The 14,864-nt window shown below is 60.5% G+C and carries 14 protein-coding genes; 10 read left to right on the top strand and 4 right to left on the bottom strand.

Annotated elements, in window-relative coordinates:
• Positions 1-82: 82 nt before the first annotated feature.
• The 4 genes from dapA to prfB all read left to right on the top strand — a co-directional run bounded on the left by dapA (position 83) and on the right by prfB (position 5,159).
• A complete protein-coding gene (dapA, locus tag LOX95_RS05955) occupies positions 83-967 on the top strand; it encodes a 4-hydroxy-tetrahydrodipicolinate synthase (protein ID WP_242913544.1) in 885 nt (294 codons plus the stop codon).
• Positions 967-1,437 carry an SsrA-binding protein SmpB gene (gene smpB, locus LOX95_RS05950; RefSeq protein ID WP_242913543.1) on the top strand — a complete coding sequence of 157 codons (471 nt, stop codon included), beginning with the start codon at positions 967-969 and terminating at the stop codon, positions 1,435-1,437. The genes dapA and smpB overlap by 1 nt, the downstream gene beginning before the upstream one ends.
• 81 nt (positions 1,438-1,518) lie before the next feature.
• Positions 1,519-3,936, top strand: a complete 2,418-nt coding sequence (locus LOX95_RS05945; protein ID WP_242913542.1) for a penicillin-binding protein 1A — start codon at positions 1,519-1,521, stop codon at positions 3,934-3,936.
• 109 nt (positions 3,937-4,045) lie between these two features.
• A protein-coding gene (gene prfB, locus LOX95_RS05940) for a peptide chain release factor 2 (RefSeq protein WP_242913541.1) occupies positions 4,046-5,159 on the top strand; the annotation gives its coding sequence in 2 pieces (ribosomal slippage) (positions 4,046-4,114 and positions 4,116-5,159; 1,113 coding nt in all).
• A gap of 68 nt (positions 5,160-5,227) precedes the next feature.
• Here prfB and LOX95_RS05935 read toward each other — a convergent pair.
• The 3 genes from LOX95_RS05935 to tyrS form a co-directional block, all read right to left on the bottom strand.
• Positions 5,228-5,995, bottom strand: a complete 768-nt coding sequence (locus LOX95_RS05935; RefSeq protein WP_242913540.1) for a bactofilin family protein — start codon at positions 5,993-5,995, stop codon at positions 5,228-5,230.
• Between the two features lie 136 nt (positions 5,996-6,131).
• Positions 6,132-6,599 (bottom strand): thioredoxin-dependent thiol peroxidase, encoded by a 468-nt coding sequence (gene bcp, locus LOX95_RS05930; protein WP_242913539.1) that lies wholly within the window; start codon positions 6,597-6,599, stop codon positions 6,132-6,134.
• Between the two features lie 51 nt (positions 6,600-6,650).
• A complete protein-coding gene (gene tyrS, locus LOX95_RS05925) occupies positions 6,651-7,907 on the bottom strand; it encodes a tyrosine--tRNA ligase (protein WP_242913538.1) in 1,257 nt (418 codons plus the stop codon).
• A 178-nt stretch (positions 7,908-8,085) separates the two neighbouring features.
• On the opposite strand from tyrS, the gene LOX95_RS05920 reads away from it, so the two are divergent.
• From LOX95_RS05920 to LOX95_RS05910, 3 genes are read left to right on the top strand one after another with little or no spacing between them, the layout of a single operon-like run.
• Positions 8,086-9,228: an anhydro-N-acetylmuramic acid kinase gene (locus LOX95_RS05920; RefSeq protein ID WP_242913537.1), complete on the top strand. Its 1,143-nt coding sequence runs from the start codon at positions 8,086-8,088 to the stop codon at positions 9,226-9,228.
• The gene (locus tag LOX95_RS05915; protein WP_242913536.1) at positions 9,229-10,188 is read left to right on the top strand and encodes a DMT family transporter; all 960 of its coding nucleotides are present in this window, start codon (positions 9,229-9,231) and stop codon (positions 10,186-10,188) included. It begins immediately after the preceding gene.
• 12 nt (positions 10,189-10,200) lie between these two features.
• Complete coding sequence (locus LOX95_RS05910) at positions 10,201-10,866, top strand: DUF6624 domain-containing protein (RefSeq protein ID WP_242913535.1); 666 nt, start codon at positions 10,201-10,203, stop codon at positions 10,864-10,866.
• 118 nt (positions 10,867-10,984) lie between these two features.
• On the opposite strand, the gene LOX95_RS05905 is transcribed toward LOX95_RS05910, so the two are convergent.
• Positions 10,985-11,635 (bottom strand): alpha/beta hydrolase, encoded by a 651-nt coding sequence (locus LOX95_RS05905; RefSeq protein WP_242913534.1) that lies wholly within the window; start codon positions 11,633-11,635, stop codon positions 10,985-10,987.
• Between the two features lie 161 nt (positions 11,636-11,796).
• On the opposite strand from LOX95_RS05905, the gene LOX95_RS05900 reads away from it, so the two are divergent.
• Genes LOX95_RS05900 through sufB form a run of 3 tightly spaced genes read left to right on the top strand, consistent with a single transcriptional unit; the run spans position 11,797 to position 14,852 of the window.
• A complete protein-coding gene (locus LOX95_RS05900; protein WP_242913533.1) occupies positions 11,797-12,249 on the top strand; it encodes an Rrf2 family transcriptional regulator in 453 nt (150 codons plus the stop codon).
• The gene (locus LOX95_RS05895; protein ID WP_242913532.1) at positions 12,246-13,382 is read left to right on the top strand and encodes a cysteine desulfurase family protein; all 1,137 of its coding nucleotides are present in this window, start codon (positions 12,246-12,248) and stop codon (positions 13,380-13,382) included. The genes LOX95_RS05900 and LOX95_RS05895 overlap by 4 nt, the downstream gene beginning before the upstream one ends.
• A 3-nt stretch (positions 13,383-13,385) precedes the next feature.
• Complete coding sequence (gene sufB / locus LOX95_RS05890) at positions 13,386-14,852, top strand: Fe-S cluster assembly protein SufB (protein ID WP_242913531.1); 1,467 nt, start codon at positions 13,386-13,388, stop codon at positions 14,850-14,852.
• The last annotated feature ends 12 nt before the right edge of the window (positions 14,853-14,864 follow it).

The following is a 14,864-nucleotide window of genomic DNA, read 5'->3' as shown; positions in this document are numbered from 1 at the left end:
GAGCCATTGGCGAAATACCCTTTGGCCCCATCAAGATAACGAGCGGCTCATCCGCTCATTCTCCGCACAGGTTAGTTTTTCCATGATCGCCCATTTGTTCAAGGGCGTGATCACCGCCTTGATCACACCTCTTCGTGACGGAAACGTGGACGAAGAGGCGTTTAAAAAACTGTTGGAACGCCAAATTGCTGCTGGCGTGCACGGCGTTGTCCCGATGGGGACCACCGGCGAGAGTGCTACCCTGCACCTCGACGAGCATAAACGCGTGGTTGAAATGTGCGTTGCGCAGGCCGCTGGCCGTATTCGCGTTATTGCGGGAGCGGGCTCGTCTTCGACAGAAAAGGCGATCGAGCTGTCGCAGTTCGCAAAGACTGTCGGTGCGGATGGCGTGCTGGCGGTGACGCCCTATTACAACCGCCCATCGCAAGCCGGCCTGCGGGCCCACTTCGAAGCGATGGCCGATGCTGTCCAGATCCCGGTGCTTTTGTATAATGTGCCGGGACGCACGGGCGTTGATCTGGCTAACGAAACGGTTGCGGCACTGGCCAAGCACCCCAACATCGTCGGTATCAAGGACGCCACCGGCGATCTGTCGCGCGTCAGCTGGATGCGCGCCAATATCGAAGGTACTTTCGACCTGATCTCCGGCGATGATCCGAGCTATCTCGGCTATGCCGCTCAAGGCGGTTGCGGCGTGATTTCCGTGACGTCGAATGTCGCTCCCGAAGGTATGGTGGCCCTGCACGATGCAGTTCAGGCTGGCGATCTGGCAACGGCCCGCAGCTGGCAGGATCGCCTGATCGGTCTACACAAGGGGCTGTTCCTCGATAACTCGCCCTCGCCAACCAAATATGCGTTGTCTAAGCTGGGATACTGTTCGGAAGAGGTGCGTTTGCCTCTAGTACAGACCCGCAACGAGGTCCGTCCGCATATTGACGCCGCAATGTCGGCAGCCGGGATCGTTTAATGGCCGAACAAGCGCCACAGCAGAAGACAATCGCCGAGAATCGTCGCGCTCGCTACGACTACTTCCTCGAAGACCATATCGAGGCCGGAATCCAGCTGCTGGGTACCGAGATCAAGGCGCTGCGCGACGGGCGCGCGAACATTGCCGAAAGCTATGTTGCGGTCGAGGGACGCGAGCTTGTGCTCGTCAATGCCGATATCCCGCCCTACAAAATGGCCAACAGGTTCAATCACGAGCCGCGCCGCCACCGCAAACTGCTGCTGCATCGTCGCCAGATCGACAAGATGGCTTCGGCGGTCCAGCGCGATGGCCGCACCATCATTCCGGTGCGGCTGTACCTGAACGAGAGCGGCAAGGCGAAGCTGGAAATTGCCTTGGCCAAGGGCAAGAAAAACCACGACAAGCGCGAGGCAACGGCCGAGCGCGACTGGCAGCGCGACAAGGCGCGTCTGCTCAAGGAACGCGGCTAAGGAAGTTCGTGTCTCTGGCGCCCTATGCGCGGGAGGCGGCTCAGGCTAGGATTTATCCCGTTAAGACCGGGTGCGGAGTGCATGGTGAAAATAGCCGATCGCTGGTTCGTCTGGGCTGGTACAGCCCTGATGGGGGCCGTCGCAGCCGCAGGTGTGGTTGTTGCCGTTTACGCGGCTTACGTCATTCACGATCTGCCGGATGCTGCAGAGCTGGCCGATTATCGTCCGGCCACGGCTACCCGTGTCTATGGCGGTGATGGCACTCTAATCGGCGAGTTCTCCGAACAGCGCCGCATCTACGTCACCTATAATCAGGTTCCTGATCAGGTTGTTCACGCCTTCCTCGCGGCCGAAGACAGCAGCTTCTTCAACCATGGCGGTCTGGATGTCTCAGGCGTTGGGCGTGCCATGTTCAAGAACGTGTTCAACGTTCTGTCAGGCAATCGGCTGGAAGGTGGCTCGACCATCACCCAGCAGGTCGCCAAGAACGTCCTGCTCAGCGACGAAACCAAGCTGAACCGCAAGCTCAAGGAAGCAATCCTTTCGACCCGTCTGGAGACGGTTCTGACCAAGGAGCAACTGCTTGAGCTATATCTAAACGAAATCTACCTCGGCTATCGGTCCTATGGCGTTGCCGCTGCAGCCTATAACTATTTCGGCAAGTCGCTGGATCAGCTGACTTTGGAAGAGGCGGCTTTCCTTGCGGCCTTGCCCAAAGGTCCGTCCAATTATCACCCGCGTCGTCGCACCGAAGCCGCTATCGGTCGCCGCAACTGGGTGCTGGGCCAGATGGAGGATGCCGGCTTTATCACGGCCGAACAGCGCGACGCCGCTCAGGCACGTCCTCTGAACGCCCGGGCCGCTCCGCGCCGTGCTGAATATGCCGATGCCGACTTCTTCGTTGAAGAAGCCCGCCGTCGGGCGATTTCCATGTTCGGTCAGGAAGAGGTCAACCGCGGCGGCTATTATCTCCGTACGACGCTTGATCCGGAACTGCAGTCGGCTGCTCGCGTGGCCCTGATGCGCGGTCTGGAAAACTATGACCGCCGCCACGGCTGGCGCGGTGCGTGGGGCGAAACCGATTTTGCCGATGGCTGGCAAGAAGAAGCCTTGCGCCGCCAAACGCCGCCAGAGCGCCGCACCTGGGAAGCCGCTGCCGTCGAAAGCGTGCAAGGCAGCACCGTTCGCGTGAGAACCGCAAAAGAACAGCGCAGCGGCACCCTTCTGGCCGCGGACGTGGCTTGGTCCAACAATTCGCGCAAACCGCTCAAGCGCGGTGACCTGATCTTCGTTGAGCCTTCCGGCGGCCAGTTCGCCTTGCGTCAGGTGCCTGCCGTCAATGGGGCGCTGGTGGCGATTGAACCGCAGTCGGGCCGCGTACTGGCAATGGTCGGTGGCTATTCGTACGCGCTGTCCAGCTTCAACCGCGCCACCCAAGCACGCCGTCAACCGGGTTCGGCCTATAAGCCGTTCGTTTACGCCGCCGCGCTCGAGGGCGATTTCACGCCAGCGTCGATTGTTCTGGATGCTCCGATCAGCTTCCCTGGCGGTCCGGGCGGCAAGCCTTGGACGCCGTCGAACTATTCGCGTCGCTTCTATGGCCCGCAAACCCTGCGCCGTGGTCTGGAACTGTCGCGCAACGTCATGACTGTCCGTCTGGCGCAGGCTGTTGGCATGAAGAGCATCGTCGACCTGTCCAAGCGCATGGGCGTGGTGGACGACATGCAGCCTAACCTCGCCATGTCGTTGGGAGCAGGGGAAACCACCCCTTACCAGATCACCGCAGCCTATTCGGCCTTTGTGAACGGCGGCCGTCGCGTCGATCCGTATCTCATCGAGGTGGTGCAGGACCGCTATGGCAAGACCATCCACCGTGCGGACCGTCGTGCCTGCCGCGAATGCTCGCGTAGCTTCTCAGGGCAGGAATCTCCTCGCCTAGAGCCGCGCGGAACGCAGGTGATCGATCCAATCACGGCGTACCAAATCAGCTCCATGCTGGAAGGCGTTGTTCAGCGCGGCACCGCTGCCAGCGTTCGCGGCCTGGGCCCGAATGTCGGCGGCAAGACCGGCACGACCAATGAGTATCGCTCTGCATGGTTCGTTGGCTTCTCGTCGGATATCGTCGTCGGCGTATTCGTCGGCTTTGACGACAACCGCTCGCTGGGTTCAGGGGAAGCCGGTGCGTCGGCAGCCGTGCCGATCTTTGGCGAGTTTATGGAAACGGCCTTACGCTCGCGTCCGGCCCGTCCGCTTGTCCGTCCCAAGAATGCGATCTTCAAGACCGTGAACGGCATTGAAGAAGCCTTCCGTCCGGGCACCGAGCGTAACGTCCGCGCCGATCCGGTGCGTGTCGAGCCGACCGGTCCGCAAGCCTACAACGATGTCATTGCTCGCGAGCAGAATAATGCGCCTGCGGCACCGGCTCAGACCCAAGCGCCGGCCACGCCTGCGACGCCCCCGCGCAAGGAAGTCCCTGAGGACTTGAGCGGATTGTACTGACGCATTAGTTAGACCCTCAACACGGCGCATTCGTCTCACGAGTGCGCCGTTATCTTTCGATCCTCGTGCGCGCCGCGCCGAGGGACCGTAAATCGCGTAGGAGTTTGCGATGAGACTGGATGTCGAGGCCATGAAGGCCGACATCGAGCAGAGCGTTGCTCTGCTCAGGAGGCGACTTTGACTGGGATGTCGCTCTAAGAAAGCTCGACGAGCTTAACGCCCGCGTTGAAGACCCGACGCTTTGGGACGATCCCGAACAAGCCCAAGCTGTCAGCCGCGACCGTTCGCGTCTGGAAGGCCAGATCAATACCGTCAGACAGATGGAACGCGATCTGGAAGACGGCCTGATGCTGGCTGAAATGGCCGACGAAGAAGGCGATGAAGCCGCTCTCGAAGAAGCTCGCGTATTGCTGCGTGGCATCAAGGAGCGTGCTGCGCGCGCCGAACTGGAAGCGCTGCTTTCGGGTGAGGCCGACGGTAATGATGCCTATCTGGAAGTGAACTCGGGTGCCGGTGGTACCGAGTCGAACGACTGGGCCGGTATCCTGCTGCGCATGTACTCGCGTTGGGCCAAAGCCCACGGCTACGAAGTCGAGCTTGAAGCGGAAGAAGCGGGTGAACAAGCCGGTATCAAGTCCGCCACCATTCTGGTGAAGGGCCCGAACGCCTATGGCTGGCTGAAGTCGGAATCGGGCGTGCACCGTCTGGTCCGCATCAGCCCTTATGACGCGGCAGCCAAGCGCCACACTTCATTCGCCTCGATCGGCGTGTCGCCTGTGGTGGATGACACCATCGAGATCGACATCAACCCTGCCGATGTTCGCACGGACACCTACCGTGCTTCTGGCGCGGGTGGTCAGCACATCAACAAGACGGACTCGGCTGTCCGACTGACCCACATTCCGACCAATACGGTTGTGGCGTGTCAGGCAGGCCGTTCGCAGCATCAGAACCGCGAACAAGCGTGGAAGATGCTGCGTGCACGTCTGTACGAGCTGGAACTGCAAAAGCGCGAGGCTGCGGCTCAGGCGCTGGCAGATGCCAAGACCGATATCGGCTGGGGTCACCAGATCCGGTCGTATGTTTTGCAGCCGTATCAAATGGTCAAAGACCTGCGCACCAACGTCGAAACCTCGGATACCCAAGGTGTTCTTGACGGTGATCTCGATGCCTTCATGGGTGCCGCTCTGGCGGCACGCGTGGGCGAAACGCGCGATAGCTGATCTGTTAGGTCAGAAATTAGAAAAGGGGATGGCACGCCATCCCCTTTTTTGTTGCTTATGCAGACCGCTTAGTCTTGGGCTGCAGGTGCTTCTTCGCCACGTTTGGCTTGGGTCGAGCGACCCGAGAACCATGCACCGCGTTCGATCACCAGCTGTTCTTGCGTTATGTCGCCTTCGACATGGGACGAGGCGTGCAGGTGAACCTGTTTGGCAACGATTGCACCGCTGACACGACCACGCACATCCAGAACGTCAGCGTGAACGGTGCCCTCGACTGCGCCTTTCTCGTTGATCAGCACCTGGGAAACGCGCACGTCGCCCTTCACAGTGCCTTCGATTACGAGTTCGCCGACACCAGAGATGTCGCCCTCAAAGGTCATTCCGTTACCGAGCACCGAAGCCGCCTCTCTACTAGGACGTGAAGGGTTAGATCCAAAACCGCCGCCGGACCCACCGGATCCGCCAGCACCGCCTGTGCGTCCGCTGCCCCAGCCACCGGAGGAGCGAGCGCCGCCACCCTGCCCGACGGTGTCGGAAAGGCCCTGCGGAGCAGTAGCAGGGGCGGGGGCAGGACCAGGATCTTCGCTCACTTGGGCGGAAGAGGTAGGGGCCACGTGAATCACGGACTCTTCCGCGGCCTGGTCTTCGTGACTGCCCATTCGTTCCTCGGCGGCGTGGCTATAGGCCGTAGATGGTGTAGCGGGTTCGATATCGCTGAGGACTTCAGTGTCTAGTTCGAGTTCTGCGTCGTCCAGATCATGAAGGTCGTCATGACCGCTTGCTGTACCCATCGCGCGGGTAGGGGGCGGAACATAGGGCTTACCCTTATTAAACATACAAACCTCCGGGGGGGCGCAAGGTCGCGCTTTTGATGAACCGACTCACCGAACCTTGTTACAGCTTGGGTATATCAACGGTAAATCGATGTTCGATCAAATGGAGAAATGTGTGTTTTTCCAATCGGCCGCTCTTTTAAAGGGCCTGCGCAGCCTTCAGCACAGCTGAAGCGTGGCCTTTGACCTTCACATTGTGCCAGACCCCGGCGATTGCGCCTTGGCTGTCGATCAGGAAGGTGGCGCGCTCTATGCCCATGTATTCGCGGCCATAAAGCTTTTTGAGGATCCAAACGCCCCACGCCTCGGTCACGACGCCTTCCTCGTCCGAGCCAAGGATAACCTTGAGGCCATGCTTGGTTTTAAACTTATCGAGCTTTTTCACGGGATCGCGCGAGATGCCGATGACGACGGTGTTGGCAGCCTCGAACTGATCGGCGAGGGCAGAGAAGTCCTGACCCTCAGTTGTGCAGCCGGGCGTGTCGGCCTTGGGATAGAAATAGACCACGACCTTGCGACCCTTGTGGGCCGCGAGGTCGAACTGGCCTTCGCCATCCGTCGCAAGAACCAGCGCGGGTGCCGGATTGCCGGTGTTTAATTCAGTCATCTGCTTTAACTCAGGAAATACGACGACCCGCGCGGGCCTCATTCGGTTTGATCAGACCGGCTTGACCAGCACGATCTTCTTCTTGCCGGCGGCCAGCTTGATGACGCCATCGGCATTCATGTCCGCTTCGGTCACCAGTTGTGCGCCATCAGTGACGGCCACATCGTTCAGACGCAGACCGCCGCCTTGGGCCAGACGGCGCGCTTCGCCGTTGGACTGGCTGAGGCCAGACTTGGTCAGAACGGCAGCGATCATGGCACCGAACACTTCGTCACGCGGCAGTTCGACCGTCGGAAGGTCAGCGGACAACTGACCTTTCTCGAACGCGGCTTCAGCAGCAGCGCGGGCAGCCTTGGCCGCTTCTTCACCGTGCATCATGGTGGTGGTGGCGTCGGCGAGGGCCTTCTTGGCTTCGTTGATTTGAGCGCCTTCCATGGCCTCGAACGCGGCGATCTCTTCCAGAGACAGGTCGGTAAACAGGCGCATGAAGCGACAGACGTCGGCGTCTTCAACGTTACGCCAGAACTGCCAGTAGTCGTAGGAGCTGAGCTGCTCTTCGTTCAACCAGATCGCGCCGCCAGCGGTCTTGCCCATCTTGCCGCCCGACGCGGTCGTCAGCAGCGGCGTGGTCAGGCCGAAGGACGACTTCTGGTCCACGCGACGCACGAGGTCCACGCCCGAGGTGATGTTGCCCCACTGGTCCGAGCCGCCCATTTGCAGGGTGACATTGTGCGAACGGTTCAGTTCCAGGAAATCTACCGACTGCATCAGCATGTAGTTGAACTCGAGGAAGGTCATCGGCTGTTCACGCTCGAGGCGCAGCTTGACCGAGTCGTAAGCCAGCATGCGGTTGATGGTGAAGTGGGTGCCGAAGTCGCGCAGGAACTGCACATAGCCGAACTTGGACAGCCACTCGTCATTGTTCAGCATGACAGCATCGGTCGGGCCATCACCGAACGTCAGGAATTTGGCAAAGACCTTCTGGATGCCGTCGATATTGGCCTGAATGGTCTCATCGGTCAGTTGCGGGCGCGAGGCGTCCTTGCCCGTGGGGTCGCCGACGCGGGTCGTGCCACCACCCATCAGGACGATCGGTTTGTGGCCGGCCTGCTGGAGACGACGCAGCATCATGATCTGGATCAGCGAGCCGACGTGTAGCGACGGGGCCGTTGCGTCAAAGCCGATATAGCCGGTGACAACACCTTTTGCCGCAGCCTCGTCCAGTTCGGACGGGTGGGTAATCTGGTGAATATAGCCACGTTCCTGAAGGGTCTTCAGGAAGTCGGACTTAAAGGCGGTCTCGGTCATAGCAGATCCGTTACAGTCAGAACGGCGGCTATTTTTCCGGAGAATACAGCCGCCAAGGAATGGGCGGCAAAGATCGCGGCCGCTCGCTTAGGCGAGGCCGTAATAATAGGTCACGAAAAGAACGTCACGTGCGATCATGCATCTAGCTACGGCTAACGTGACGTGGCAGTCAAGCCGCATGACGGTTCAAGCTTCTAACAAGACCCTTCGCGTGCTCGGTTTCATGACGGGCACTTCTCTGGATGCCGTGGATATGGCGGTTCTGGAGACGGACGGGCACGACATTATCGGGTTCGGTCCAGCAGGCGAGATGAAGCTGGACCCCGACACGCGCGAGGCCCTCGAATACGCCATCGAAGACGCTTTCGACTGGGAGCGCGACGAGGAAGAGCCGGAGAGCTTTGACGACGCGCGCGCTGCGGTGGCCGACGCACATCTGGCCGCGTCGCTGTCGTTTATGGCGATGAACGGGGTGAAGACGTCTTCGCTCGATCTGGTGGGTGTGCACGGACAGACCGTGTTGCACGAGGCACCGACCGAAGAGCAGGTTGGTCGCACGGTCCAGTTGATCGACGCTCAGGCGGTGGCCGACGGTTTGGGCCGACCCGTTGTCTTCGATTTCCGCACCGCAGATGTCGCCGCAGGCGGGCAGGGCGCACCTTTGGCCCCAGTCTATCACGCGGCTCTGGTGCGTTATTCGGGCCTTTCGGGACCGGTGGCCGTGTTGAACCTTGGGGGCGTAGGGAACATCACTCTTGTTCGCGCTGACGGTGAGCTTGAAGCGTTCGATACGGGGCCCGCGAACGGAATGGTCGATCTTCTGGTTCAGTCGCGCACACGCAAGCGCATGGACGAGAACGGCGCACTGGCACGGGCCGGTACGGTCGATGAGGCAGTGCTGGCCGATTACCTCTCGCACCCGTACTTCAAGACGACGGGGCCGAAGTCTCTCGACCGCTTCGACTTCTCGCTGGATGCCGTCGAGCATCTGGCAATCGAGGACGCCGCCGCGACCCTAACGGCGTTTGCGGCTCAGGCCGTGGCGCTGGGCGTCGGTCGTTGCAGCGAAGCGCCCAAGGAAGTCATCGTATGCGGTGGCGGACGTCGAAATCCTGCGCTGATGGATGCCATCCGCTCGCGTCTGTCGATGCCCGTAACAACGGCTGAAGATAAGGGCTGGCGCGGTGACAGCATCGAGGCCGAAGCCTTCGCCTATCTGGCCGCGCGCAGCCACCTTGGTTTGCCTATCAGCTTCCCCGGCACGACAGGCGTCACACAACCTTTGACGGGCGGCCAAACCGTTCTTCCCGGAGACGAGTAAGTGACAGTATCCAGTGCGCGTTTGTGGGGCGTCCTCAGCGGTTTGGGCGCGGGCGCCATGTGGGGGCTGGTCTTCCTCGCGCCCAAGCTCGTTCCGGAAGCATCGCCGTGGCTGTTGGCGGCGGGGCGCTACATCTCATATGGCCTGATTGCCGCTATGTTGATCGCGCCGCGCTGGAAGCGATTGGTGGCGCTGTTGGACGCCAAGACGTGGTGGGCTCTGGTCTGGCTGAGCCTCGCAGGCAATGTAGTTTATTACCTGTTCCTCGTGGTTTCCGTGCATTTCGCAGGGGTCGCCGCCTCGGCGTTGATCGTCGGGGCTGTGCCTGTCGTCGTGGCGCTGTGGGGGCTGCGCGACAAGGACTCTCCGCCTGTCAGCCATGTTGGCCCGCCCATCGCCGTTGCCGCCGTAGCTATCGGGCTCATCGGCTGGGAGAGCCTGACGCGCGGCCATTTGGCCGCCGACAGCAGTCTGGCGACAGTGCTGATAGGGCTGGCGTGCGCCCTGATCGCACTGGTGGTGTGGACGGCCTATGCCGTGGGAAACAGCCGCTGGATGGTGCGCCTCAGCCATGTCAGCTCGCACGACTGGTCGCTGCTGATCGGTGTCATGACAGGGGCGCTCGCCCTGCTGCTGATCATTCCTGCATCTCTGACCATGGGCGCGATGAACAGCGAAGTGTGGACCCGCTTCCTCGCCGTCAGCGTCGGCATCGCGATTCTGGCATCGGTCGTTGGCAACGCTCTATGGAACCGCGCCAGCCGCCTGTTGCCCTTGACCATGCTCGGTCAGATGATCGTTTTCGAAACGCTCTTTGCCTTCCTTTACGGCTTCATTCTGGAACAGCGCGGACCGACGGCGATTGAGATCGTAGCGATGATCTTGATGGTGATCAGTGTTATCTGGTGTGTCCGTGCTCACCGTCCGGTGGCAGTGGTGGAGCGCGACGCCGAGCATTAAGGAGCGGGTGCGATGGTTTGGCTGTTTGCTGTAGGTCTGCTTTGTCTGGGAGGCTGTGCAGAACAGTCACCGTCCGACCAGTTCATCGTAACACTGGTCCAGAAGATGGATCAGGAGCGCGCGAAGCTGGATAGCCTGCCGCCGGATGCAGACCTGAAAACGCGCTTTGCCAGCGTCTATGTGCTGGATCAGGCTCCGCGCACGGCCATCAGCGACATCATGCGCAGTAGCATGTCGGTAGAAGACAAAGCGGAAGCTCGCGCCGCTCTTAGGCCGATAATGGAGGATCAGGACCGCAAGAACCTCCAGATCGTGTTGGATCATTTGCCGCCCGAGGGCTGGTATCTGCGTAGTCGCTATGGCGACGAGGTTGCTACGACGGCCTTTTATGTCGTCCAGCACTCCGATGTTGAGACTTGGCGGCGTTTTGTGCCGGTGCTCGAGCCTTTGGTCGCGCAGGGCGAGGTTGCTGGCCCGGCCTATGCGTTGATGTACGACCGTCTGGCCTTGTCCGAGCAACGGCCACAGCGATATGGCTCTCAGGTCGCTTGCGAGAATGGCCGTTGGGTTGCGCTGTATCTAGAGGATCCAGACAATGTTGACGAGCGTCGCCGAGCGATGGGCTTCCCTGATACATACGCCGAGTATGTCGCTGGATTCCAAGCCATGCCCTGCTGATGAAAAAGGCGCGCCTCCAACCGGAAGCGCGCCCTTTTATCTTTAGACTTGCCCCTCAAGCCGCGAGACCCCGCGGGTCGAGCATAGGGGCGCGGTGGCTATGCCACCGCACAAGCCATCAAGCCGGCTTTTCTTCCAGACGCTTGTCCAGATAGGCACCGACGCGGCGATCGACGGCCCCCATGTGGTCCTGCCAGAAGTGCGAAGCGCCTTCTTCCAGTTCGTAATCGATGATGATGCCCTTTTGGGTGCGCAGCTTGTTGACCACGCGCTCGACTTCCACCGGCGGGACGACCGTGTCAGCCGTGCCGTGCAGGAACAGGCCCGAAGCTGGGCAAGGTGCCAGGAAGCTGAAGTCGTAAATGTTCGACGGCGGCGACACCGAGATGAAACCATCGGTTTCGGGACGGCGCATCAGCAGTTGCATGCCGATGTAGGCACCAAACTGATAACCAGCCACCCACGTCTGGGTCGCAGCAGGGTTATTGGCTTGCAGCCAGTCCAGAGCGGTCGCTGCGTCTGCCAGTTCGCCGATGCCGCTATCGAACTCGCCCTGCGACTTGCCCACGCCGCGCGAGTTGTAGCGCAAGGTGGCAAAGCCACGCTCTACGAACAGCTTGTGCAGGGTCACAGCGACCGGATTGTTCATGTGGCCACCCGCTTTCGGGTGGGGGTGCAGGATCAGCGCGATCGGTGCATTGGGGCGCTTGCCCGGCGAATAACGGCCTTCGATACGGCCGGCTGCACCGGGAAGAATGACTTCAGGCATGGATCGCAGAGTCCCTGTCGTTCAACATGTATTTCATCGCGGCAGAATACTTGACTAACGCAGTAGGACTTTCTAAAGCCCCACAGTGTCGCGCATTCGCCTGTAAGGGCGCGGGTTCTACCACAACAACCCTGAAAAGCGTGCATTTTTTGAGGATTTCGATGCGCCTTTCAACAAAGGGTCGTTATGCGGTGATGGCGATGGCCGATCTGGCGCGCAATGGCGCGGACAGGGCTGTGTCGCTTGCCGAAATCGCCGCGCGTCAGGAAATATCGCTCTCTTATCTCGAACAGTTGTTTGCGCGCCTGCGCAAAGCCGATCTGGTGACGAGTGTGCGCGGCCCGGGGGGCGGCTATCGTCTGGCGAGAGCAACGTCGGAGACATGGGTTGCCGATATTGTCCTCGCCGTAGACGAGCCTATCCGTGCGACGCGTTGCGAGAGCCATGTCAAAGCCGGTGGCTGTATGATGGCAGGCGAGCGCTGTATCACCCATAACCTCTGGGAAGATCTGGGCGCTGAAATCCATCGATATCTGGCCAGTGTCTCGCTGGACGACGTTGTGAAGAACCGTCTTCGCGAGCGTCGCAACGCGCAGGTGAACGCCGCAGCATGAATATTTATCTGGATTACAACGCTTCGGGTCTGGTGCGACCCGAGGTGCGTGACGCTGTCATCGACGCAATGTCGCCGGGCGGTAACCCTTCGGCGGTCCACGCCTTGGGCCGAAAGGCGCGTGCGCGTGTCGAAACTGCCCGTGCTGCGGTGGCCGAGCTTGTTGGAGCCGATCCAACCTCGATTATCTTTTCCTCCGGCGGTACGGAATCCAACGCGCAGGCAATCGCCAGTGCGGTGGCTGCCGGTTGCGAGCGCGTGATCGTCAATGCGACCGAACATCCTTGCGTTGCTGAGGCTGCCGCTCACGCTGGCGTTCCCGTCGAAGTGATGCCGGTCGATGGGCTGGGCGTCGCTGATCTGGACTGGCTTGAGAACGCATTGAGCGATGGTGTGCGCACCTTCGTGGCCCTGCACCACGCAAACAACGAAAGCGGCGTGATCCAGCCAGTCGAGCGGGCTGCAGAACTGGTTCACGCGCAGGGCGGCTGGATGCATGTCGATGCGATCCAGACGTTGGGCAAGATCGAAGTCGATATCCGTAAACTGGGTGCCGATACCGTCACCTTGTCCGCGCACAAGATCGGAGGCCCCCAAGGGGTCGGTGCATTGGTTGTGGCAGAGGGCAAGAACGCCATCCGCATCGTCCATGGTGCGGGTCAAGAGCGCGGCCTTCGTGCAGGTACCGAGAATGTTCCGGGGATTGCTGGATTTGGGGCCGCAGCGATCTGCGTTCAGCGCGAAATGGGCGAAGGTATCGATCATTCCGCCTGGCGTGATGCCGCCGAAGCACGTGTAAAGGCCGCTGGTGCGACCATCGTCGGTTATGGCGCACCGCGCCTGCCGAACACATTGTTTATGGCTGTAGAGGGCTGGGACAGCCCGCAGCAATTGATCAGTTTGGATCTGGCCGGGGTGATGATCTCTGCCGGATCGGCTTGCTCGTCGGGCAAGGTGAAACCCTCCAAGACCATGTTGGCGATGGGGCTGGATCACCTGGCGACGGGCGGCGTGAGGATTTCGGGTGGTTGGGGCACGGTCGAAAGCGATTGGGTTCGCTTCGCCGATGCCTGGATCGCAGCTTGGGAAAAACACCAGTCGCGTCACCCATCCGGTGTGAAGAAAGTCGCGTAACTTATGGCCGCTGTTAAAGAAACTATCGATACCGTCGCCGAGTTGGAGCGGTATAAATACGGCTTCACCTCCGAAGTTGAGCAGGAGTTCGCGCCTAAGGGCCTGAGCCCCGACATCGTCCGCTTCATCTCCGAGAAGAAGGGTGAGCCGGAATGGATGCTGGAATGGCGTCTGGCGGCCTATGAGCGCTGGTTGGCTATGGAAGAGCCGACTTGGGCTGCGGTGAAGTATGCGCCGGTCGACTATCAGGACCTGTATTACTACGCTGCGCCGAAGAAGAAGGACGGGCCGAAGTCGCTGGACGAGGTCGATCCCGAACTGCTGGAAATCTACGCCAAACTGGGCATCCCGCTGAAAGAGCAAGAAGTTCTGGCGGGCGTGCAGGGCGCGCCGCGGGTGGCCGTGGATGCTGTGTTCGACAGCGTCTCGGTCGTGACCACCTTCAAGGAGGAACTGGCCAAGGCAGGCGTGATTTTCATGCCTATTTCCGAGGCGTTGCGTGAATATCCTGATCTGGTGCGTCAATATCTGGGCTCGGTCGTTCCGGTCTCGGACAACTATTTCGCTGCCCTGAACAGCGCCGTCTTTTCGGATGGCTCGTTCGTCTATGTTCCGCCGGGCGTTCGCTGCCCGATGGAGCTGTCTACCTATTTCCGCATCAACGCCAGCCAGACCGGCCAGTTCGAGCGCACCCTGATCATCTGCGACAAGGGCTCCTACGTTTCGTACCTCGAGGGCTGCACAGCACCGATGCGTGACGAGAACCAGCTTCATGCCGCTGTGGTCGAGATCGTCGCTCTGGACGACGCCGAGGTGAAATACTCGACCGTCCAGAACTGGTACCCCGGCGATTCCGAGGGCAAGGGCGGCATCTACAACTTCGTGACCAAGCGCGCGGATTGCCGTGGTGACCGCTCCAAGGTGTCGTGGACGCAGGTGGAGACCGGATCGGCTGTGACGTGGAAATACCCGTCCTGCATCCTCAAGGGCGAGGATAGCTCGGGCGAGTTCTATTCGATCGCGATCACCAATGGTCATCAGCAGGCCGACACCGGCACCAAGATGATCCACCTGGGCAAGAATTCGAAGTCGCGCATCATCGCCAAGGCGGTTTCGGCGGGTAAGTCGGACTCGACCTATCGCGGCCTGGTTTCGGTACACCCCAAAGCGTCGGGCGTTCGCAACTTCACCCAGTGCGACAGCCTGCTGATCGGTAAGGAGTGCGGATCGCACACCATTCCGTACATCGAGGCCAAGAATGGCTCGGCCCAGATGGAGCACGAGGCGACGACGACCCGCCTGTCGGAAGACCAACTGTTCTACGCCCAGCAGCGCGGCCTTTCGGAAGAAGAGGCAGTGGCCCTGCTGGTCAACGGTTTCGTGCGCGACGTGCTGCAGGAACTGCCGATGGAATTCGCCGTAGAGGCGCAGAAACTCGTAGCCATCAGCCTTGAAGGCTCGGTGGGCTAAGGTAACAAAAAC

Source organism: Brevundimonas pishanensis, assembly GCF_022750635.1.
Taxonomy (GTDB): domain Bacteria; phylum Pseudomonadota; class Alphaproteobacteria; order Caulobacterales; family Caulobacteraceae; genus Brevundimonas; species Brevundimonas pishanensis.
The sequence above is the reverse complement of the archived record's forward strand: the minus strand, read 5'-3'. Positions and strand labels throughout refer to the sequence as shown.

Bases quoted from the DNA above. Each gene is read 5' to 3' on its own strand.
- dapA (WP_242913544.1), top strand. From the start codon at position 83: ATGATCGCCCATTTGTTCAAGGGCGTGATCACCGCCTTGATCACACCT.
- smpB (WP_242913543.1), top strand. From the start codon at position 967: ATGGCCGAACAAGCGCCACAGCAGAAGACAATCGCCGAGAATCGTCGC.
- LOX95_RS05945 (WP_242913542.1), top strand. From the start codon at position 1,519: ATGGTGAAAATAGCCGATCGCTGGTTCGTCTGGGCTGGTACAGCCCTG.
- LOX95_RS05935 (WP_242913540.1), bottom strand. From the start codon at position 5,995: ATGTTTAATAAGGGTAAGCCCTATGTTCCGCCCCCTACCCGCGCGATG.
- bcp (WP_242913539.1), bottom strand. From the start codon at position 6,599: ATGACTGAATTAAACACCGGCAATCCGGCACCCGCGCTGGTTCTTGCG.
- tyrS (WP_242913538.1), bottom strand. From the start codon at position 7,907: ATGACCGAGACCGCCTTTAAGTCCGACTTCCTGAAGACCCTTCAGGAA.
- LOX95_RS05920 (WP_242913537.1), top strand. From the start codon at position 8,086: ATGACGGTTCAAGCTTCTAACAAGACCCTTCGCGTGCTCGGTTTCATG.
- LOX95_RS05910 (WP_242913535.1), top strand. From the start codon at position 10,201: ATGGTTTGGCTGTTTGCTGTAGGTCTGCTTTGTCTGGGAGGCTGTGCA.
- LOX95_RS05905 (WP_242913534.1), bottom strand. From the start codon at position 11,635: ATGCCTGAAGTCATTCTTCCCGGTGCAGCCGGCCGTATCGAAGGCCGT.
- LOX95_RS05900 (WP_242913533.1), top strand. From the start codon at position 11,797: ATGCGCCTTTCAACAAAGGGTCGTTATGCGGTGATGGCGATGGCCGAT.
- LOX95_RS05895 (WP_242913532.1), top strand. From the start codon at position 12,246: ATGAATATTTATCTGGATTACAACGCTTCGGGTCTGGTGCGACCCGAG.
- sufB (WP_242913531.1), top strand. From the start codon at position 13,386: ATGGCCGCTGTTAAAGAAACTATCGATACCGTCGCCGAGTTGGAGCGG.